The sequence below is a fragment of the Pseudomonas sp. genome (assembly GCF_028293835.1).
Classification (GTDB): domain Bacteria; phylum Pseudomonadota; class Gammaproteobacteria; order Pseudomonadales; family Pseudomonadaceae; genus Aquipseudomonas.
This window is the reverse complement of sequence record NZ_JAQGNX010000127.1, coordinates 24,728-44,931: the sequence shown is the minus strand read 5'-3', so window position 1 is coordinate 44,931 and position 20,204 is coordinate 24,728. Positions and strand designations below refer to the sequence as shown.

Genomic DNA, 20,204 nt, shown 5'->3' with positions numbered 1-20,204 from the left:
GGGGCCTCCTTAACTTTTCGTACAGTGCATGCAATCAGGCGAGCAACATGCCGCCGTCAACCAAGAGGGTCTGGCCGAGCATGTAGCTGGCCAACGGTGAAGCGAGAAACAACGCGACGTTGGCCATGTCTTGGGGGGTTCCGAGACGACCCAAGGGAATCGCACGCAGCGCGCCTTCAAGGCGTTTGGGATTGCCGGTGGTGATGCGCGTGAGTTTGGTTTCCACCAGCCCCGGTGCGATGCCGTTGACCCGAATGCCATCTCGCGCCCATGCCTCGCCCAACGTTCGGGTCAGGCCGAACGCGCCGGTTTTCGACGCGTTGTAGGCCGGGTTGCCACGGGTGGAATGGAAGGCCGCTGCTGAGCTGACGATGATCAGCGCGCCCTGCGCCGCCTTAAGCATCGGGTGAAACTTTTGCGCACACACCATCAGGCTGGTGAGGTTGATGTCGACTACCTTACGGAAGCCCTCGACTTGAAACTCCTGTCGGTCGTACAACACGGTGCCTTGGGCCTGAACCAGCACGTCCAGGCGTTCGAAGACCACAGGCGCACCTTCAATTTGCCCGGCGTCACCCACATCGACCTGGGTGTAATGCAGACCCTGCAAATTGGAGTCAGATGAGTCGACGTAATCCTCTGCTGTCGCCCGAGTGCCCCAAACGTGCACCTCGGCGCCGCGACTCAGAAAGTTTTGCGCAATCCCGTTGCCGATTCCGCTGGAGCCGCCGACGACCAGAACGGTTTTACCGCTGAAATCCAGCTCGTGCCTGTGACGCTCGTGCATGTAAGGTTCCTTGTATCGAGAAAGGGCTGGCTTACAGCTTGAGTAAGCCAGCGTCGGCCAACGGTTGAAGCTGCTCGTCGGTAAAACCAAGGGCGTTGAGCACTTCGCGGCTGTGTTGGCCCAATGATGGCGGCGCACGGTTGAGTGAAAGCGGCAGATCACCGAAATCCCAGAACCCACCGATTTGCTGCAAATTGCCGTAAACCGCGTGCGGGTAATGGGCATGCAAGCCGGCTGCGGCATGGGCTGGATCGTCGAGAAATGGATCGAGCTGTGCCTCGCGGACGATGTCGGCCGGTACGTTGGCAGCCTGCAGATCTGCCAACGCCTGGGCTTGGGTGCGCGCTGTGAAATAGGCGGTGGGCGTGGCGCCCACCGTGACGTGAAAGTTCTCAATCTCAGCAGGTTCAAACGCCGCCACGGCTATCCAGCCATCAAGGCAGCGATAGAGACGGTGTTCGGCGCTCACCCCGGTCTGTTCGCTGTCGAGCACATCGACTTCACTGATGCTGCCATCGTCCAACGCCACCGCTTCGCTCATGGTTAATAGCGTCGCGCCCAGCAGCGATGAGCTGACCATCTGCCCTTCCCCGCTGCGATTACGCTGGTAAAGACCGAGCAACAGGGCATACAGCGAGGACAGCCCGGCAAAGAAATCCCCTACACCGAATCGCAACCATTGCGGCGGATTGCCTTCGCCGCCCTGAGCCGTTTCCCAACCACACGAAGCCTGCATCAATTGATCAAAGCCGGGCCAGTCGGCACGCGGACCGTGCGGTCCGTATGCGCTGACATGGCAGTAAAGCAAGCTGGGGTTGAGCGCTTTCAGGCTGGAGTAATCAACCTTGAGTTTGCGCGCAGCGGGCAGGCGCATGTTGTGGTGGACTACGTCCGCCCACTGCACCAATGCCTCTACCAGTGGCAGGGTCTGTGGGTCGCCAAGCTTTAACGCAACCCCACGCTTGCCCCGTTGAGTGCCACTGAACGTGCGCTCCAGGCGGCGCATGGCGTCACCGGTGGGCGCCTCGACCTTGATCACCTCGGCACCCAGGTCAGCCAACATCATGCAGGCGAAAGGACCGGCCAGATAGGCGCCGAGGTCCAGGACCTTCAGGCCGTGCAACGGCGGCAATTGAGGATCAACAGGAGGTTCTTGCCGCACCGTTGCCACAGGCACACGGTCCGCCAAACAGTGGTTGTCCGCCCCTGGTGCACGCAAGGGCCCACGCACGTGCGCGGGTGGTTCGACGCAATAAGAAGGCCCCGGCTGCAAGGTCCTCCCCAACAGCGGATCGTCCACCGCGACCACGTAGCCGTTGAGCTTCGCCTGCTCATCGAAATAGATCGCACCGAAGGGCGCTGCGATTTGCCCGGCGACGTCATTCGCCCACAAATGTTCAACCCAATCCTGCGCCGTTCGGGTGGCGAAAACAGCCCGATTTGCTCCGAAGTTCGGCGCGACGTGGCTAGGCGGCCATAACCCGTTGAGTCGCGCCACCTCGGCGGCTCCCAACTGGGCAAACGCAGCCGCCATCCACGGCGCTTTATCCGGAGAGTAATGCACATGCACCCAACGACCGTCGCTGCAACGGTGCAGCGGGATCGGAATGTGCTTATCCAGACCTTTGGCAAACACCGGCGTCGGGGTTTCGGCGCGGGTCCAATGCATGGTCATGGGCACCAGTGCCGCTTGCGCCAGGCTGGTATGGGCGGGGCCGCCGCGACCGTCTCGGTCCCGTGCAATCAGCCGCGCCATGACGCCGACCACGCACAGCCAACAGGCCAGCCAGTTCGCATAAGGCATCCGCACAAAAACAGGCCCGGCGCGGTGACCGGGTTGCTCATCGAGCAGGCCAAGCCGGGCCAATACCAGCGTTTCCCTCGACAGTTCATTAGCCAATTCATGGCGTTGAGGCCAGCCACCGATTGCCGAAACTACTAACCGAGGAAAACCCTGGCCGAGGGTCGCGTCATCCAGCCCAAGACTGGCTGCTTTAGCTGGGGTGAATTCATGAATCAGTACGTCCGCGCCGGCCAACAGAGAATCCAGCGAATCGGGTTTATCCAGGTCCAGCGTGACGCTGAGCTTCCCCCGATTAAGCACCGCGAACAGCGGCTCGCCACGTTGAAGGTTACCCGCAGGCAGTTCGACCTTCAGCACCTCGGCACCCGCTTCGCTCAATTGCAAGGCAGCCGCCGAGCCCGCGATACCACTGCACACATCGATAACCCGAATCCCGCGCAGAATCCCGTCGTTCATGGCGCACCTTTAAGTTCTTTTATTATTAGGGCGACTTGGCAGCTTTGCTGACCCTCAGCCGTCTGTTCAGACGTCATCAATATCATAATTTCCAATGCAGACTAGCATTCTCGTCAAAGAATAATTGACGTGAATATCACCCCTGAGCGCTTCGGCATGGATCGCGCTTGTGTGTGTGTGTGTGTGTGTGCGCACAACAGCGAGGCGACGAAGAGGGGCGCAGTCGCCTTCAGCAGCCGTGCCTTGGTCTAAACTCAAGGCTCCACCGCAGGGGGACAACGAAATGAGCAACGATACGTCGGGAAAACCAGATAACGTCGTCGAACAGAATATCGAGGACAGCAATAGTGAGGACATCGAAAATGCTGATGAAAACGTCACGACCTCCACAGATAGCAACGAGGAGAACCCTGCTGATGAACTTAGTCGAAAAACAGCGGAGATAGAACGCAAGGTCGCGGACGGTAACTAGAAGGGTGTTTTTTCGGCAGCTTGGGATAGAGGTCGCATGGCTGAGTCTCAACCCATTCTGTCTGGCGCCAGTTTTGCGCCTGGGATCAAATAATGAATCAGGCAGCGTCGTCGACTTCAGACAGCAGTCAACACTGCATAACCTCAGCGATTACTCTGGCCAGCGCGGCTTGATCAAATGGCTTGGGCAATCTGGTCAGGCTGGTCGTGACGTCTGAAGAAAGTTCCGCGTAGCCTGATGACAGAATGATCGGCAGCCTGGGAAACAGCGGTGCAATTTTCGCCGCAAGTTCAATCCCGGTCATATTGGGCATTGCCAGATCGGTGATGACCAAGTCGAACCCCGCAGATTGTTCCAACAACGACAATGCCTCCTGTCCCCCGGCCGCTGAAATGACGAAATGACCAAGGTCTTCCAGCATTGCTTCAGTGCTAATGAGGACCAAGGGGTCGTCGTCGACGAACAGAATTTTGAAGCCTCGACGCTCTGAAGACTTTGATGGGACAGGGACAGGATTGGCTGCAGATACGGGTGGAGCGGCATTTATCAGTGCGACCGGCAGCCAAAGTTCTCCGGTGGTGCCCTCTCCCACCGTACTTTTTAATACAAAATGGCCACCGGATTGCGCGGCCAGTCCATGAACCATCGATAGACCCAATCCTGTGCCCTTACCTGCTCCCTTGGTCGTGAAGAACGGCTCCATTGCTCGCTGTAGCGTTGCTTCATCCATTCCCGTTCCTTCGTCGACAATGGAAATACACAGAAAGTCGTCCGAACCCTCCAGACTATTGGGAAATGTAGCTTCCCTTGCCGATATCAAAATTTTGCCACTTCCCGCCATTGCGTCCCGGGCATTGATCATTAAGTTTATGATCGCCATTTCCAGTTGGCCCATGTCGACCAGAACAGGGCGCAGGACCAGGGGGAATCTTGTTTCTACAGCGATACCGGAGCCCAACATGCGGGATAATAAATCTGACATGTCCCGAATCAGGCTGACTACATGTACGGGCTGAGGATCAAGCTCCTGGCGGCGGGCGAACGCCAGCATGCGTTGAGTGAGCGTCGCCCCCCGTTGAGCGCCGGCAATGGCGTTGTCTAGCAGAGCAAAAATCCTGGAGTCGCTTGAGATGCGCTTCCTGGCAAGTTCCAGACTCCCAAGAATTACCATCAGCAGATTGTTAAAGTCATGGGCAATACCGCCTGTGAGCTGCCCCAGAGCCTCCATTTTCTGCGATTGAAACAAGGCCTCCCTGGCCTCCTTAAGCGCAAGTTGCGCCTGAGCACTTTCGGTAATATCCCTTGTAACCTTCGCGAACCCGATCAGTACGCCATGGTCGTTTTTTATCGGATCAATAACAACATGGGCCATGAACCGAGTACCGTCTTTTCGCAGGCGCCAGCCCTGACCTTCGTAACGCCCGTCGCGAATAACAAGGTCAAGAGACTGTTGAGGAATACCCTTGCGGGCATCTTCAGTCTGAAAAAAAATGGAGAAATGCTTCCCTATAACTTCTGAGGGCTCATACCCTTTGATGCGTTGACCACCTGCGTTCCACGTCGTAATGATGCCAGAGCGATCCAGCATATAAAGCGCATAGTCGGTCACACCTTGTACGAGCAAACTGAATTGCTGCTCACTATGACGCAGGGCCTCTTGCGCCATTTTCCGCTCGGTCAGGTCCCGTGTGACCTTCGCGAAACCAATAAGCGAACCCTTCGGGGAGCGTATAGGGTCGATGATAACCAGCGCCCAGAACCGCGTACCGTCTTTCCTGACGCGCCAGCCTTCGCCTTCAAACCGTCCCGAGTCAGCAGCGATTTTGAGTGCGCGTGCAGGTAAACCCGTGGCCAGGTCTTCAGGCGTATAAAACAGCGAAAAATGTTTTCCCAACACGTCACTTTCACTGTAATGCTTGATTCGCTGCGCGCCGGAATTCCAGCTGCGAACGATGCCGTCGAGATCAAGCATATAAATTGCGTAATCAACCACGGCGTCTACAAGCAGTCGATAACGGTCGCCTTCCGCAAAGGTCTCGTTGAGGGGCTCGGACGGGTACATGACTGCCTCGTGAAAGCTGGGTGTTATGGTCGAGTATTATGGCGAAACAAGCGCGCTGTGCGAACTAATTATCTCGCAACCAGGAAGTGCCGTTGCGGGCTGAAGCTGTGCGTGTCGCCACTGGCCGCGCTTCCCGTGCCCAGCCCCATTGCCGGTGCCGATTCAATGCGCAGGTAGCTGCACGAAGAAACTGCTGCTTTGTGCTGCCTCACAAAAACCGTTAGCACAGTAAAATAGCCACGGCTGGCCTCATAAAGGATGTAGCGCTGAATGATCGCAGTGATTCTCGTCAATTTAATAGTCATCGTCACTGCGGTGATGATCCATTACGAATGCTTGCTGCGTATGAATCTGGTCTTTTCGCGGCTCAACCGGCGGCATCGCTTCAGGATCGTATTGGGCGTGCTTGGCGCAATGGCTGCTCACGCTCTGGAAGTATGGTGCTTTGCGCTGACCTACTACTTAATCATCCAATACGGTGATTGGGGAAGTCTGCAGGGCCAGTTCGATGGCAGCCTACTGGACTGCGCGTATTTTTCCTTCACCACCTTCACCACCATCGGCTTCGGCGATATCCATCCTGTTGGCCACATCAAATTTCTAACGGGGCTAGAAGCTCTGACCGGCCTTATGCTGATTACCTGGACGGCGTCCTTTCTGTTTCTGGAGATGCAAAAATATTGGAAACCCGAACACCGAAGTTGAACCCCGGTGACGAACGCTACAACGCACTAAATATTTCTTGAAACTAACAAAGCTTTCACCAACTGCCTGATAAGCTTATTTTATGATCAGCTAAAGCTATCCACCTGACTAACGGAGATCAACATGTCAAAACTCGCAGAATTCCGCCAGCTCGAACGCCACCTGGCTGAACAGCTCCAAGCCCTGGAAGCCATGAAAGGCGACAAAGCCCTGGAGGCAGAGATTGAATTTGAAAGCAAACTGCGCACTCTGCTGGGCCAATACAGCAAAAGCCTAAGAGACGTCGTATCGATTCTCGACCCACATGCTGGCGCCAAAGGCATGAAAACGGCCGCACCTGCTGGCAAAGTAACTCGCCGCGCTCGTACTATGAAGGTGTACAACAACCCGCATACGGGAGAGTCGATCGAAACTAAGGGCGGCAATCACAAGCTATTGAAGGCTTGGAAAAGCGAGCATGGCTCGGATGAAGTTGAGTCTTGGCTTAAGCGCTGATTTAAAAGCGTTGATGGTATGAGCGACATCGGGAAGGTTCGTACTCTTCCCGGTGCGCAAAAAATATAACCCCCGCTCGGTTACTCCTCACAAAAAATAACAATCTCATCCCGCTGAATCTATCTGCCGGTTCCGATCTCGTAGCCAGTGCAGTTATTCCTCTTGTGCCGTCAGAAAATCCATCAACGTTCGTACTCCCATGGGCGGTTTCGGCCAGCGCCTACACCACCATCGGATACATCGCACCGTCCATAGTGACGGTGATGCCGGTGATATAGCGTGCCTTGTCAGACGCCAGGAACAGTACAAGGTCGGCGACTTCTTCCGGTTTGGCCATGCGGCCCATAGGAATTTTCTGCACGCTACGCGCCATCGCCGTTTCCAGGGTAATCCCGGCATGACTCGCGTCCGCCGCCATGCCTTCTGCGACGCGACCGGTTTCCGTCAGCCCTGGGCTGACCCCCACCACTCGCACACCCGATGCCGCATAAACATTACCGAGCCCGGCAGTCGCCAACATCAGCGCAGCGTTGGCCGAACCGCCGGCTAGATGAATGGGGCTAGCGACTTTTCCGCCCACACCAATGACATTGACGATGACTCCCTGACCACGCGCAGCCATGGTCTTCACCACGGGGTCAAGGACGTTAATCGTGGAAAAGAATTTGGCGTCCATGGCAGCACGCCAAAACGCCGGAGTGAGGTCGTCCGGCGGCGACCGCTTGGCCGCGCCCGCCGAATTCACCAGCACGTCGATAGGTCCCACTTCCCGTATAACGCGCTCAACCAGTGCGGCGGCCGCAACATCGTCCGAAAGGTCGGCGGCAAAGCCGATCGCATTTGGTAACGCTTCAAGCGCCGTGTCGATGTTGGCCTGGGAGCGCGAACTGATCACCACGCGCGCGCCCTCGGCGGCAAAATGCTTGGCGCACGCCAAGCCGATACCTTTCGAGCCGCCGGTTACGAGGACGACCTTCGCCTTGAAGCTTTCCATGTGTGTACCCTGTGGAGTGGTTGCTTGCCCACAGCCTACACCGCTACTTACGCCGCGCACTGGAGTATTATTCTTGCCGACTGAATAAAGGGTAAGGACAATGGACGAGAACATTCGCAGTGTTGAGTTGCACAAGGCTTACCGCCTGTTGAACCATGGTCCGACGGTTCTGGTGTCGTCCAGCTATGCGGGCGCCGACAATGTCATGGCTGCCGCTTGGGCATGCGCCCTGGATTTTTCTCCACCCAAGGTGACGGTGGTGATTGATAAAACCGCGCAGACACGACAACTCGTAGAGAAGAGCGGTTATTTCGCCCTGCAGATCCCCAATGCCGGCCAGCTCGAACTCACCTACGCCCTAGGAAACTCAAGCTTGGGCGACACGCCAGACAAGGTCGAGCGAAGCGGCGCCAAGCTGTTCAAAATCGATGGTTTCGACACGCCGCTGGTTGAGGGATGCTCGGGTTGGCTGATCTGCAAAATCATTCCGGAACCGCACAACCAAACGACGTATGACCTGTTCATCGGAGAAGTGATCGGCGCGTGGGCTGATACCCGAATCTTTGAAAATGGGCACTGGAAGTTCGAAACCGCAGAACCGCGCTGGAGAAGTCTGCATTACTTGGCCGGAGGCCACTTCTACGCCATCGGCGATCCACTTGTTGTTTCCGGCTCAAATTGAGTATCTGGACCATTGAGTTGGTAGCAAATCACTTGGTTGCGACCGCGACGCTTGGCTAAATAAGTCGCACTGTCGGCGTGGGCAACCAGCATGCCGGGGTCCGACTCAAGCGTCGGCACCGCATTGATTCCCGCAGAGAAAGTGATAAACAGCATCTTGCCCTCGACCATCAATCCTGCCCGGCAACTTTCCAGCCAACGACCGACCACCTCGGCGGCCTCATTGGGCGAAGTGTCGGGCAGGACGGCGAGAAACTCCTCGCCGCCCATGCGGTACAACACATCATTCTTGCGAGAAATCTGGGCCAGATGGGTGGCGAAGGCTTTCAGCACGCTGTCGCCAAACATGTGACCGTGGTTATCGTTGATCGATTTGAAATGATCCAGATCGATCATCGCAACGGACACGGGACGCCTGGATTGGATCGCGTTGCTCAGCGTCGAGGGCAACGCTTCATCCAGTTGCCGCCGGTTGTACAAGCCGGTCAGCGGGTCGCGCCGTGCCTGAGCGTGCAGATCGGCCTGCAACAACAGGTTATCGGCCAGTTGCACATTCAGCGCGTCCAACGTTGCTTGCAGGTGGTTTTCCGTTTCCTGGCGCAAGGTCATGTCCCGCACCAGGAGCAAATGTCCGGCAACGATCCCCGAATCTTCGAGTACCGTCGTCGTCAGCTCAAAATATTGCGGCGGGTCCAGGGGCAAACGAACCGACACGGGATGATGCGGTTGGGCAACGGACAGATTTACTGTCTGCTGCCAATACGAAAGCTGCGAAAGCACGGTGCCTAGGGGTCGCGCCGGCATTTGCGCCAAGTTGTAAGCGGACGGATTCAAGTCAACGATACGCCCGTCGTTATCCAGAATGATAACCGAGTCGCTTAGCACGTCGAGTAACGCCCGACGCGCGATGGGCAACGGATCGCACAGGTCGTTATAGGCCAACAGCCACGCCAACACCGGCGCAGTGAGCAGGAAAGTAAAAGGGGTTGGGTCGTAAGCGAAGACCAATAACAGGCCACTGGCGTAAAAGGCGCTGGCAATCAGTGGCGCGCTGATCGCAAGGATCACACCCACATGGATGCGCCGTCGGCGCGCTGACAGCTTGCGCTGTGCCCACGCCGTGATCGCCATGGTCAGCAGGACGATGAGGTAAATCAGGCTGACGATCAGATAAAAGAACGGCCCGTGAACGTAACGCAACGGACCGTTGTTGTCGGCTGAGGGGATCACCTGTTGGTACATCGCGTGAGCGGGATTAATGAACGCGACGAGGCAGACGCCCACGCTAACAGTAACGGCGGCTGCGCGTAGCCTTGCTGACACGGAACGGCGATTGCCAAACGTATTGGCCCACAACAGGAAACACGCGAGTAACGGCGCCAAGGTGACACTGAACCAGGCGAGATTGCCGAATACCAGACGATACGTCGCTGGCAGCGACAGGTTTTCGGTCATAGAGCAGGCGCTCCACCAGACCGTTGCCCATAAAAAACCGATCAGGTCGCGGCGCCCCGGCCCCTCGCGTCGGGGCACCAGTCGCAGGGTGACGACCAGTGCGATTCCTGAGGCCAACAGCAGCAATGCCGGCGCAGGTATCGAAAACAAACGGTCGAGTATCACGTCCAGATCACCTAGTCAGCGAGTTGCCGGATCAAGCGTGATTCAGGCAATGCCGTTTTACACGCGTCAACATCCCGGCGGATGGCACTCGACATGCAACTACCGGACCGCGTGATACACAGACGCGACTGCCTTTTTACCGCTGCGCCAATTCATGCTTCAAGCATTCTTCGTTATACGTCTGGGCAACGCCGTCAGGCTTGAGCCGTGATGCACTGTTGTACGTCTGCTCGGTGATCCCCATTGCCATCATGCGCATCCAGCTTTGTTGGAACCTGCGGTACTGTAACTTTCTGCGGGCACCGTAAAGACTAACTCCCGAGAGTTTTGATGCCTGAGCGCCTCCCGCTATTCCCGCTCCCCAACCGCACACAAACCGGTCGCTCTTGCTCAACTCCTTTGCCTGAGCGCAAAGCGCAACACTAACCAAGAAAAACGTTGCGAGTATCGACACCAAAATCCGCATGCGGCTTATCCCAAGCGCCTGAATAGCCGACGATTCTGACAACAAGATCAAGGTCAAAGGGCCAGCAATGGACCTTATTTGTGGGATTTACCGACGGCTGCGCCACGGTGCGAAAGCGCTTCGCCAACAGGTTGCCCCCAGAATCTGTGTGGCCCTCTTACACAAAAAAAATCCGGAGTCTTTTCAGATTCCGGATTTTCCTGACGCTCAGGTGTTGCACAGCAACGTTTGTTTACTCTGGCGCTGAAGTGCGAATCAAGTGATCAAAGGCGCTCAGCGACGCTTTGGCACCTTCGCCCAAGGCAATAATGATCTGCTTGAACGGCACGGTGGTCACGTCGCCAGCTGCGAAGATGCCTGGAATCGACGTCTCGCCACGGGAATCCACAACGATTTCGCCGCGGGGTGACAGTTCGATCGTGCCCTTCAGGAAATCGGTATTAGGCAGCAAACCGATTTGAACGAAAATTCCTTCCAGTTCAATAGCAATTTCTTCGTCGTTCAAGCGATTCCTGTAACGCAGACCATTGACTTTCTGCCCATCACCTGTGGCTTCGGTGGTGTGTGCGTTGGTGATCACTGTCACGTTCGGCAGGCTCAACAACTTACGCTGCAATACTGCGTCCGCACGCAGCTGCACATCGAACTCCAGCAAGGTGACGTGGCTGACGATACCGGCCAGGTCGATTGCAGCTTCAACCCCGGAGTTACCGCCACCAATGACCGCAACACGCTTGCCCTTGAACAATGGACCATCGCAATGCGGGCAGTACGCCACGCCCTTGTTCCGATATTGCTGCTCACCTGGCACGTTCATTTCGCGCCATCTTGCGCCGGTCGCGAGGATCACGGTGCGGGCCTTCAACGAAGCGCCGCTGGCGAATTTCACTTCGTGCAGCTCCCCCGCTTTGCCTGGAATCAATTTGTCTGCACGCTGCAGATTCATGATGTCGACTTCGTATTGCTTGACGTGTTCTTCAAGCGCCACGGCCAACTGAGGACCTTCGGTGTGCTGAACAGAGATGAAGTTTTCGATGGCCATGGTGTCCAGCACCTGACCGCCAAAACGTTCTGCAGCAACACCGGTACGAATACCTTTACGGGCCGCGTAAATCGCTGCCGCCGAACCTGCCGGGCCGCCACCGATGACCAGAACATCGAAGGCTTCTTTTGCGTTCAGTTTTTCTGCCTGCCGATCACCGGCACTGGTGTCGATTTTGGCCAGAATTTCTTCCAGACCCATGCGACCCTGACCGAACAGCTCACCGTTGAGGTAGATGCTTGGCACCGACATGATCTGACGATCAGTCACTTCCGCCTGGAACAGCGCACCGTCGATAGCGACGTGTTTGATGTTCGGGTTAAGCACTGCCATCAGGTTGATCGCTTGAACGACGTCCGGGCAGTTCTGACATGACTGAGAGAAATAGGTTTCGAACTTGAAATCGCCCTTCAGCGCTTTCGCCTGTTCAATAGCGTCCGCACTGGCTTTAGAGGGGTAGCCGCCGACCTGCAGCAACGCCAGTACCAGCGAGGTGAATTCGTGGCCCATTGGGATGCCGGCGAAACGCAGGCTGATATTTTGTCCCGGGCTGTCTAACGAAAACGACGGCGTACGCGCATCGCTGCCGTTGTCTTTCAATGTAATAAAGTTAGAAAGGCTAGAAACTTCTTTGAGCAGTTCCAGCATTTCCTGAGATTTCGCGCCGTCATCAAGGGACGCAACGATCTCGATCGGGCGGGTAACCCGCTCCAGGTACGATTTCAACTGGGCGTTCAGATTGGCGTCCAACATGGCGCGATTTCCTTTTTCATTCGGTAGAAAAAACAACGCCCGAGCGATGGTCGCCCGGGCGTTTTTTGGGGGCGATGCGGCTTACTTGATTACGTGCTTGAAGCAGAGCCCATGGCCCCCAGCCGAAGCATGTCGACTTAGATCTTGCCAACCAGGTCCAAAGACGGTGCCAACGTGGCTTCGCCTTCTTTCCATTTAGCTGGGCAAACTTCGCCTGGGTGAGCAGCAACGTATTGAGCGGCTTTAACCTTGCGCAGCAGCTCAGAAGCGTCACGGCCAACACCGCCGTCGTTCAGTTCAACAATCTTGATCTGACCTTCCGGGTTGATAACGAACGTGCCACGGTCAGCCAGACCCGCTTCTTCGATCAGAACGTCAAAGTTGCGAGAGATCACGTGGGTCGGGTCGCCGATCAACGGGAAGGTAACTTTGCCGATCACGTCAGACGTGTCGTGCCAAGCTTTGTGAGCGAAATGGGTGTCGGTAGACACGCCGTAGATTTCAACGCCCAATTTCTTGAACTCAGCGTAGTTATCAGCCAGGTCGCCCAATTCGGTAGGGCAAACGAAGGTGAAGTCAGCTGGGTAGAAGAATACGACAGACCATTTGCCTTTCAGGTTTGCTTCCGACACTTCAACAAATTCGTTGTTAGCGAACGCAGTGGCTTTGAATGGTTTGACTTGGCTGTTGATGATAGGCATCGGTGAATCTCCTGATGGTGGGTAAAAGTTGATGAAATGAATCTTACGCAAAACCGGCGATATAGGCTCATTGGCAAACCTGATGCCGCCGATTACTTTTCACTATAAGGGGTTCTTATTAATAGAAGAAATCTGTGACACATCTGAGGGCGCGATGATATCGGCAAACGGGCTGGCGTCGATGTAGCGCAGGGCCGACTTGACGTCCTTCCAGCCGACGTAGCTCATCAGTGACTTCAAGTCCCAGCCGCTCTGATGGGCCCACGTGGCGAAGCCGCGACGCAATGAGTGGCTGGTGTAGTGTTCGGCGGCAATACCCGCGCGTTCCAGAGCCTGGCGCAGCAACGGAATGACACTGTTGGCGTGCAAGCCCTCCTCTGCCAGATTCCCCCAACGATCAATTCCCCGAAATACCGGCCCACGCACCAGCGCCGCACAGTTGACCCATTCGATGTAAGCCTGCACCGGACACAAACGCTTCAAGGCCGGCGTTTGATAGGTACGTCCGAGGTTGTCGCGATCACTTTTGCTGCGCGGCAGGTACAGGCTGATCCCCGAGCCTGGCATCGCCCGCACATGCTCGATGTCCAGTCGGCACAGCTCATCGCTGCGAAAGCCACGCCAGAATCCCAGCAAAATCAGCGCGGCGTCGCGCCGGCAACGCAGCAGTGACGGACGATCGCTATCGGCAACGGCCTGTGCGGCCTCAAGATCAAGCCTTGCGACCACCTGCTCCAGTTGCCGCAACTGCAACGGCTCGGCTTGTTTTTCCTGCGCGGGGTGTAGCGCCCGAATGCCCTTGAACACCTTGCGTACCATCGGCGCCTTGGTGGGGTCAGGGAATCCCTGACTGTTATGCCACTGCGCCAGCGCTGACAAGCGCAGCTTTAGCGTATTGATGGAGAGCACCCCCGCAAACGCCACCAGATAGCGCGCCACGCTGTCGCTGGTGGCAGGCAGAAAGCCGCCCCACGTCACTTCGAAGTGCTCAATGGCTGCCCGATAACTGCGCCGCGTGTTGTCGCGGGTGGCGGCGTTGAGGTAACGATCCAGTTCGTTGCTGCCGGAGGGGTTCATATTTGTACTGAAAACCACGTCCAAATGCCGAATTAGTCGATGACGCGGGATAATACCTTATTATTCCGTGTGTGTTTTTAAAAGACACGGATGATAATTGCGAATTAAATCGTATGTAATTACAGTGTACGTACCACAGTACGAAATCATAGGAGTACGGCATGGCACGCGGCGGAGTCAACAAGGCAGTGGTTCAAACGGCGCGCATGGCGTTACTGGCTCGCGGCGAAAACCCGAGCATCGATGCCGTGCGGATTGAGATGGGTAACACCGGCTCCAAGACCACGATTCATCGTTATCTGAAAGAGCTGGATGATCAGGAGTCGCGGCGGGCGGCGCCGCCCGCCCAGATCGACGATGAGCTGACCGAGTTGGTCAGCCGTCTTGCTCAGCGACTACAGGACCAAGGGCAAGAGCGCATTGATCGCGCCCAGGCCGTGTTCGATGATCAATTGCAAACCCTGTCGGAGGAGTTGGCCAGAACCCAGTTGCATTTCGGCGCGCTGCAGCAACAAAACAAGGCGCTCAACAGTGAACTGGAAGCTACAAACGCCACCCTGGACAGTGCCCGGCACGCGTTGCAAACCACACAAACGACTAACGCCCGCCTCCAGCAAGCGCATCTCGATCTGGAAATTCGGCTACAGGACAAAGATGGACAGATCCGTTCCCTGGAAGAAAAGCACCTGCACGCCCGTGATGCGCTCGAGCACTATCGCAACGCAGCCAAGGAGCAACGGGAACAGGAGCAGCGCCGTCACGAAGGGCAACTGCAACAGGTGCAGATGGAATTACGCCAGGCTCAGCAGGCGGCCATCGTGCGACAGGAAGAGCTTACCCAGCTGAATAGAGACAACGAACGCTTGTTGAGCGAAACGCGCAGTACGTTACGCGAGCTTGGCACGCACCAGGAACAACTGAAGAACTCCACCCGAGTAACGGCCGAATTAGGCGAGAAATACCAATTTGCTCACACGCAGTGCACCGTACTCCAAGAGCGTTTGAGTACCGCACAAAACGAAAACGGCGCACTCAAGCAGACGCTGACTGAGCAGCAACAGGCCCATCAGGTGGTACAGCTTGAGCTGATCAAGACCCAACTGGCCCTGGACGCGGCCGCTTTAAAACCCCCGCCGCAGCCGCCAGAGCTTATAGCGCTTCCCGAATAAATTCGCTCCCATAGAAATCGCGGCGTGGCGCTGGACCTGGGCCAACCCACAGATCACATGGGAGGGAACTTGTTCCCGAATGCAGCACCTCGGCGTATCAGACAAACCGCACTGCCAACCTCCCGAACAAGTCCGCGCCCCACAAAAATCGAGAAATGTTCAGACTTTCTTGTCGCCAATCATTTCTCGCACCTTCAAGGCCAGGTCGTCGACGCTAAACGGTTTGATCAACATGTCCATGCCAGGGTCGAAAAACTCAGCCCGCACTTCAGGGTTCCCTGCATAGCCGGTCATGAATAGCACCGGTAGATTTGGCCGGTATTGCCGAGCCATTTCCGCCAATTGACGACCGTTAAGCCCCGGCAGCCCCACATCACTGACCAGCAGATCGATGCGCTCCACACCTTGCAGGACCGGCAGCGCGGTCTCGCTGTTTTCTGCCTCGAGGGTCGAGTAACCCAGTTCGCGCAACACATCGATGACCAGCGTACGCACAGCCACTTCATCCTCGACGACTAATACCTGCTCGCCAATCAACGCACGCGGAGTGCTCGGGTTTTCCGGTTCGGTGATATGCCGCTCGCCTTGCTCAAGATGACACGGCAAATACAGCTGAATCCGCGTGCCCTGCTGAACAACACTTTCGATCTGCACGTGGCCGCCGGTTTGCTTGACGAAGCCATATACCATGGACAACCCAAGCCCGGTGCCCTGCCCGATCGGCTTAGTGGTGAAAAACGGGTCAAAAGCGCGCCTCATGACTTCCGCAGACATCCCGAAACCATTGTCCTCCACACTCAGCAGCACATATTCGCCGGGGACCATGGCGTCCAGTTGAGCCTCAATGTGAACCACGGCAGTGCTGACCGTAAGGCGTCCGCCGTCTGGCATGGCGTCCCTCGCGTTAATTACAAGGTTCAGCAGCGCACTCTCCAGTTGATGCTCATCGGTGTTGGCATGCCACAAGCGAGGCTGGAGATCGATACACAACTCAATACGTTCACCGAGGGTGCGTCGAAGCAATTCTTCCATGGACATCACCATTCGGTTGACGTCCACAGCTTGCGGGTTCAACGATTGACGCCGGGCAAACGCCAGCAATCGATGGGTTAACGAAGCGGCGCGGTTGGCCGACGTGATTGCCGCATTGATATAACGGTCGACCTCGGCGACACGCCCTGCAGCGACCCGGCGCTGAATTAAATCCAGCGCCCCCAAAACACCCGTCAACATATTATTGAAGTCGTGGGCAATGCCGCCGGTGAGTTGGCCGATGGCATCCATTTTCTGTGCGTGACGCAAGGCCTCTTCAACACTCTCGCGTTCGGACATCTCGACCTGCAGCAACTCATTGATCGCGACCATTTCCCGGGTACGTTCCGCAACACGACGCTCAAGGCTGTCATTGAGCTCGCGTAACGCCTCTTCGGCGTTCACCTGCGCCGTAATGTCGGTATGGGTTCCCAACCAATGGATGACGTGCCCCAACCCATCGCGAATGGGCAAGGCGCGGGATAAAAACCAACTGTAACTGCCGTCTTTACTGCGCAGCGGAAACGTATCCTCCCAGACCGAACCCGTGGCAAAACAATGCTTGATCCGGGCGGTTACCCGCTCGAAATGCGCCGGATGATGAACCGAGCGCCAACCCAGCGCCTGCATCGCTTCCAGCGACGTGCCGGTGTAGTCGTACCAACGCTTGTTGTACCAATAAATCTTGCCCGAGGGTTCCGCCGTCCAGGCCAACTGGCTCATGTTGTCAGCGAGCGTGCGGAACTGCAGTTCGCTTTCCCGCAGGGCCTGTTCCGCCCGGGACCGCTCCATTGCAACCCAGCAGCGCTCGGCGACGTCGCGAACGAAGCTCAGCTCTTCGTCACTCCAGACCCTCGGCTGAACGCCGTGCAACGCCAGCAACGTGTTAATAACCCCGCGCTCAAGCAAAGGAACATTGATCAGCGTGCGCATTCCCCGGGTCTGGCATTCGCAACGACCCGAAGCGGTGCGCAAATCGAGTTGCGTGTCGTTGACCACCACCGCTTCTCCTGGGCGGACCTTGTCGAACAACGCGCCGAAGCTATCGAGGCTGTACGTGCCTACGATGCTGGGGGTAGCGCCCAAGACCCAATCGCGCTTGATAACAACGCTGTCCAGCTCGACGTTGACTTTAGCGAACGCAACACGCTGGATACCTAGGGTCATGCCGAGAATTCTTCCGGCGGACTGGCGGATTTCTGCACACCCGGTCTTCTCCCGCAGTTGATCACCAAGGATCAACAGCGCCGCTTGAAAACGCTCGGCGCGCGCACGCTCGGCGATCTGGCTTTCCAGCATCGAGTTGACCAGTTTGATCTGCTGATCCGCCTCCATCAGCGTTTTTCGAGCCTTGGCGCGCTCGTCCGCGGCCCGAGTACGGTCCACCACCTCGCGTACCAAAGCGATGTCCTCAACTGACCACACCCGTGGCTGCTCAGAGCTTATATAAAGCAATGCATTGAATCTGTCCTCGTCACCAAGAGGAGCAATCAATATGCTGCGCGCGTTGTACCGGGCATAGCGCTGAGTAGCGCCAACGGTGCGCGGGTCGAGGTTGACGTCCTCAACCGCGACCAGTTCACCTTGACTCAAGCGTTCGAACAAACCTTCGCCGTATTCATTGATTCGGTGCTGGCCTCGACTGCTGAGTGCCGGCCCCGCCAGCCATTCGCTTTCGATGGTCAACAGCCCATTCGAATCGAAGCGACCATGGCCAATGCGCTGAATTTCAAGGGTCGCCCCCAGACTCTCGCCAAGGTTGAACACTACATCTTCAGCGCGAACCGCGTCGTGCAGGCGGTCACTGAGCTGCAGCAAAAAAGATTGGCGCGCCTGTTGTTGCAGGTGTCGAATCTCGCTTTCACGCTGAGCAGACAATGCTCGGCGCAGCTCCAGCTGGCTGACCACCTGACGTGCCAGGGTTGCCAACGCCGCAACCTGGCGCTCAGACAGATGTCGCGGGCGCACATCGAGTACGCAGATAGCGCCCAGAGGCCCGTCGGCGGAGTTCAATAACGCACCCGCGTAGAACCGCAAGCCGGCACCACCGGCAACTTGCGGATGATTGGCAAACCGCGGATCCGTCCGCAAATCGTCAATGACCATTCCACCAGGCTGGTGAATAGCGTGCGCACACAGGGACAATTCAAGGGGTTGATCGGGCTCCGACAGACCGAATTGCGCCATGGACCATTGCCGATCAGCGTCGATCAGATTGATCTGGGCCATGGGCACATCGCACAGCTGAGCCGCGAGATTGGCAAGCTCTTCGAAGGCCAGCTCCGGGGAAGTATCGAGGATTTCCAGGCGCGCAAGAGCGGCAAGCCGGTCCTGCTCGAGCCAAGGCGGCGCTGACCAGACGTTATAGTTATTCAAGATGGATCCGTGTCCTGAAAGAGTCCTGAAGTGCATCAAGCGTCGTCCGGACGCCCGAGTAGCGCTGACAGCCCCGCCCCGCCCGGCGCTTAGCTGCCGACCGGTGTACGCATAGTGACAAACTCTTCGGCGACTGTGGGGTGCACGCCGATTGTTTCATCGAAAATCTGCTTGGTTGCGCCTGCTTTCAAGGCGATTGCCAGACCCTGAATAATCTCACCGGCATCAGGCCCGACCATGTGGCAGCCCAGCACCCGATCAGTATCGGCGTCGACCACCAACTTCATCAGTGTGCGCTCCATGCCCTCGGTCAGCAGCAGTTTCATCGCACGAAAGCGGCTTTCGAAGACCACCACTTTATGGCCGGCTTTTTTAGCGTCTTCTTCGGTCAGACCGACGGTGCCAATATTAGGCAGGCTGAACACTGCGGTCGGTATGTGCCGGTAGTCCACCGGGCGATACTGTTCCGGCTTGAACAGGCGACGGGCCAACGCGGTTCCTTCCGCCAGGGCTACCGGTGTCAGTTGCACGCCGCCGATGATATCGCCAAGTGCCAGAATCGAAGGCTCGCTGGTTTGAAACAGCTCATCCACTTCGATGAAACCGGCTTCGGTCAATTTTACATCAACGTTTTCGAGACCGAGGTTATCCAACATTGGTCGGCGGCCCGTGGCATAAAACACACAGTCGGTGGTTAGCACGCCGCCGTTTTTCAGAGTAACGCGCAAGCTGCCGTTGTCATTTTTATCGATGCGTTCGATGTCAGCATTGAACTGTAGGTCAATGCCATGCTTGATCAGCTCTTCTTTCAAATGGACCCGAACAGAATTGTCAAAGCCACGCAGGAATAGCTCGCCGCGATAGAGCTGGGTTACCTCGGCCCCCAAACCGTTGAAGATCGAGGCAAACTCGACAGCAATGTAACCGCCGCCCACCACCACGATACGCTTAGGCAGCTGATTAAGAAAAAACGCGTCCTGGGAGGTAATTGCAAGGTCGCTGCCAGGAAATTTCGGCACCTGCGGCCAGCCGCCGGTAGCAATCAGAATGCGCTCGGCGCTGTACGTCTGACCGTTGACTTCAACCCGATGTGGATCGACCAATCTGGCATGCCCTTCGTGCAGGGTGACGCCGCTGTTAGTCAGCAGGCCGCGATACACCTCATTAAGGCGGTGAATTTCGCGGTCTTTGTTGCTGATCAACGTTGCCCAATCGAACTCAGGCTCGCCGCTAGACCAGCCGTAGCTTTTGGCCTGCTGGAAGTCTTCGGAAAAATGCGCTCCGTACACCAGGAATTTTTTCGGCACACAGCCCACGTTAACGCAGGTGCCGCCCAGGTAGCGGCTTTCTGCTACCGCTACTCGCCCACCATAACTGGCAGCAAAACGTGCAGCACGTACACCGCCAGAGCCGGCGCCAATTACATAGAGGTCGAAGTCGTAAGCCATTGTGGTCTCCTAAGCTGTTGCACAGCATAACCGCTTCGGCGGCTTCGGTCAGCGTCGAAAGCCA

At 56.8% G+C, this 20,204-nt stretch carries 16 protein-coding genes; 5 read left to right on the top strand and 11 right to left on the bottom strand.

Annotated features, from left to right (window positions below; genetic code table 11):
* Nucleotides 1–34 precede the first annotated feature (34 nt).
* The gene (locus JWR17_RS17770; RefSeq protein ID WP_299833262.1) at nt 35–787 is read right to left on the bottom strand and encodes an SDR family NAD(P)-dependent oxidoreductase; all 753 of its coding nucleotides are present in this window, start codon (nt 785–787) and stop codon (nt 35–37) included.
* Nucleotides 788–818: 31 nt separating this feature from the next.
* The gene (locus JWR17_RS17765; RefSeq protein ID WP_299833261.1) at nt 819–3,047 is read right to left on the bottom strand and encodes a CoA transferase; all 2,229 of its coding nucleotides are present in this window, start codon (nt 3,045–3,047) and stop codon (nt 819–821) included.
* Nucleotides 3,048–3,330: 283 nt separating this feature from the next.
* On the opposite strand from JWR17_RS17765, the gene JWR17_RS17760 reads away from it, so the two are divergent.
* Entirely contained in the window at nt 3,331–3,519 is a 189-nt protein-coding gene (locus tag JWR17_RS17760) for a hypothetical protein (protein ID WP_299833260.1), read from the top strand.
* A gap of 127 nt (nt 3,520–3,646) precedes the next feature.
* Here JWR17_RS17760 and JWR17_RS17755 read toward each other — a convergent pair whose 3' ends face one another.
* Nucleotides 3,647–5,581, bottom strand: a complete 1,935-nt coding sequence (locus tag JWR17_RS17755) for a PAS domain-containing sensor histidine kinase (RefSeq protein WP_299833258.1) — start codon at nt 5,579–5,581, stop codon at nt 3,647–3,649.
* Nucleotides 5,582–5,851: 270 nt separating this feature from the next.
* Between JWR17_RS17755 and JWR17_RS17750 the strand changes: the two genes are divergently transcribed.
* A complete protein-coding gene (locus JWR17_RS17750) occupies nt 5,852–6,286 on the top strand; it encodes a potassium channel family protein (protein WP_299833257.1) in 435 nt (144 codons plus the stop codon).
* Nucleotides 6,287–6,409: 123 nt separating this feature from the next.
* The gene (locus tag JWR17_RS17745; RefSeq protein ID WP_299833256.1) at nt 6,410–6,781 is read left to right on the top strand and encodes a histone-like nucleoid-structuring protein, MvaT/MvaU family; all 372 of its coding nucleotides are present in this window, start codon (nt 6,410–6,412) and stop codon (nt 6,779–6,781) included.
* A 220-nt stretch (nt 6,782–7,001) separates the two neighbouring features.
* Here the strand turns inward: JWR17_RS17745 and JWR17_RS17740 are convergent, their stop codons facing one another.
* Nucleotides 7,002–7,775: an SDR family oxidoreductase gene (locus tag JWR17_RS17740; RefSeq protein ID WP_299833255.1), complete on the bottom strand. Its 774-nt coding sequence runs from the start codon at nt 7,773–7,775 to the stop codon at nt 7,002–7,004.
* Nucleotides 7,776–7,875: 100 nt separating this feature from the next.
* Between JWR17_RS17740 and JWR17_RS17735 the strand changes: the two genes are divergently transcribed.
* A complete protein-coding gene (locus JWR17_RS17735) occupies nt 7,876–8,457 on the top strand; it encodes a flavin reductase family protein (RefSeq protein WP_299833253.1) in 582 nt (193 codons plus the stop codon).
* Here the strand turns inward: JWR17_RS17735 and JWR17_RS17730 are convergent.
* From JWR17_RS17730 to JWR17_RS17710, 5 genes are all read right to left on the bottom strand, one after another.
* Nucleotides 8,415–10,076: a diguanylate cyclase gene (locus JWR17_RS17730; protein WP_299833252.1), complete on the bottom strand. Its 1,662-nt coding sequence runs from the start codon at nt 10,074–10,076 to the stop codon at nt 8,415–8,417. The genes JWR17_RS17735 and JWR17_RS17730 overlap by 43 nt on opposite strands.
* Nucleotides 10,077–10,212: 136 nt before the next feature.
* The gene (locus JWR17_RS17725) at nt 10,213–10,542 is read right to left on the bottom strand and encodes a hypothetical protein (protein WP_299833393.1); all 330 of its coding nucleotides are present in this window, start codon (nt 10,540–10,542) and stop codon (nt 10,213–10,215) included.
* A 232-nt stretch (nt 10,543–10,774) separates the two neighbouring features.
* Complete coding sequence (gene ahpF, locus JWR17_RS17720) at nt 10,775–12,337, bottom strand: alkyl hydroperoxide reductase subunit F (RefSeq protein WP_299833251.1); 1,563 nt, start codon at nt 12,335–12,337, stop codon at nt 10,775–10,777.
* Nucleotides 12,338–12,474: 137 nt separating this feature from the next.
* Nucleotides 12,475–13,038 carry an alkyl hydroperoxide reductase subunit C gene (ahpC, locus tag JWR17_RS17715; protein ID WP_299833250.1) on the bottom strand — a complete coding sequence of 188 codons (564 nt, stop codon included), beginning with the start codon at nt 13,036–13,038 and terminating at the stop codon, nt 12,475–12,477.
* 102 nt (nt 13,039–13,140) lie between these two features.
* Nucleotides 13,141–14,115: a site-specific integrase gene (locus JWR17_RS17710; protein WP_299833249.1), complete on the bottom strand. Its 975-nt coding sequence runs from the start codon at nt 14,113–14,115 to the stop codon at nt 13,141–13,143.
* 161 nt (nt 14,116–14,276) lie between these two features.
* Between JWR17_RS17710 and JWR17_RS17705 the strand changes: the two genes are divergently transcribed.
* Entirely contained in the window at nt 14,277–15,284 is a 1,008-nt protein-coding gene (locus JWR17_RS17705; protein WP_299833247.1) for a DNA-binding protein, read from the top strand.
* Between the two features lie 159 nt (nt 15,285–15,443).
* Here JWR17_RS17705 and JWR17_RS17700 read toward each other — a convergent pair whose 3' ends face one another.
* Both JWR17_RS17700 and gorA read right to left on the bottom strand, forming a co-directional pair.
* Entirely contained in the window at nt 15,444–18,692 is a 3,249-nt protein-coding gene (locus tag JWR17_RS17700; protein ID WP_299833246.1) for a GAF domain-containing protein, read from the bottom strand.
* An 89-nt stretch (nt 18,693–18,781) separates the two neighbouring features.
* Complete coding sequence (gene gorA / locus JWR17_RS17695) at nt 18,782–20,140, bottom strand: glutathione-disulfide reductase (RefSeq protein WP_299833244.1); 1,359 nt, start codon at nt 20,138–20,140, stop codon at nt 18,782–18,784.
* Nucleotides 20,141–20,204: the final 64 nt, after the last annotated feature.

What these genes read in the sequence shown, in the direction of transcription:
- JWR17_RS17770 (WP_299833262.1), bottom strand. Translation starts at nt 787, where the DNA reads ATGCACGAGCGTCACAGGCACGAGCTGGATTTCAGCGGTAAAACCGTT.
- JWR17_RS17765 (WP_299833261.1), bottom strand. Translation starts at nt 3,047, where the DNA reads ATGAACGACGGGATTCTGCGCGGGATTCGGGTTATCGATGTGTGCAGT.
- JWR17_RS17760 (WP_299833260.1), top strand. Translation starts at nt 3,331, where the DNA reads ATGAGCAACGATACGTCGGGAAAACCAGATAACGTCGTCGAACAGAAT.
- JWR17_RS17755 (WP_299833258.1), bottom strand. Translation starts at nt 5,581, where the DNA reads ATGTACCCGTCCGAGCCCCTCAACGAGACCTTTGCGGAAGGCGACCGT.
- JWR17_RS17750 (WP_299833257.1), top strand. Translation starts at nt 5,852, where the DNA reads ATGATCGCAGTGATTCTCGTCAATTTAATAGTCATCGTCACTGCGGTG.
- JWR17_RS17745 (WP_299833256.1), top strand. Translation starts at nt 6,410, where the DNA reads ATGTCAAAACTCGCAGAATTCCGCCAGCTCGAACGCCACCTGGCTGAA.
- JWR17_RS17740 (WP_299833255.1), bottom strand. Translation starts at nt 7,775, where the DNA reads ATGGAAAGCTTCAAGGCGAAGGTCGTCCTCGTAACCGGCGGCTCGAAA.
- JWR17_RS17735 (WP_299833253.1), top strand. Translation starts at nt 7,876, where the DNA reads ATGGACGAGAACATTCGCAGTGTTGAGTTGCACAAGGCTTACCGCCTG.
- JWR17_RS17725 (WP_299833393.1), bottom strand. Translation starts at nt 10,542, where the DNA reads ATGCGGATTTTGGTGTCGATACTCGCAACGTTTTTCTTGGTTAGTGTT.
- ahpF (WP_299833251.1), bottom strand. Translation starts at nt 12,337, where the DNA reads ATGTTGGACGCCAATCTGAACGCCCAGTTGAAATCGTACCTGGAGCGG.
- ahpC (WP_299833250.1), bottom strand. Translation starts at nt 13,038, where the DNA reads ATGCCTATCATCAACAGCCAAGTCAAACCATTCAAAGCCACTGCGTTC.
- JWR17_RS17710 (WP_299833249.1), bottom strand. Translation starts at nt 14,115, where the DNA reads ATGAACCCCTCCGGCAGCAACGAACTGGATCGTTACCTCAACGCCGCC.
- JWR17_RS17705 (WP_299833247.1), top strand. Translation starts at nt 14,277, where the DNA reads ATGGCACGCGGCGGAGTCAACAAGGCAGTGGTTCAAACGGCGCGCATG.
- gorA (WP_299833244.1), bottom strand. Translation starts at nt 20,140, where the DNA reads ATGGCTTACGACTTCGACCTCTATGTAATTGGCGCCGGCTCTGGCGGT.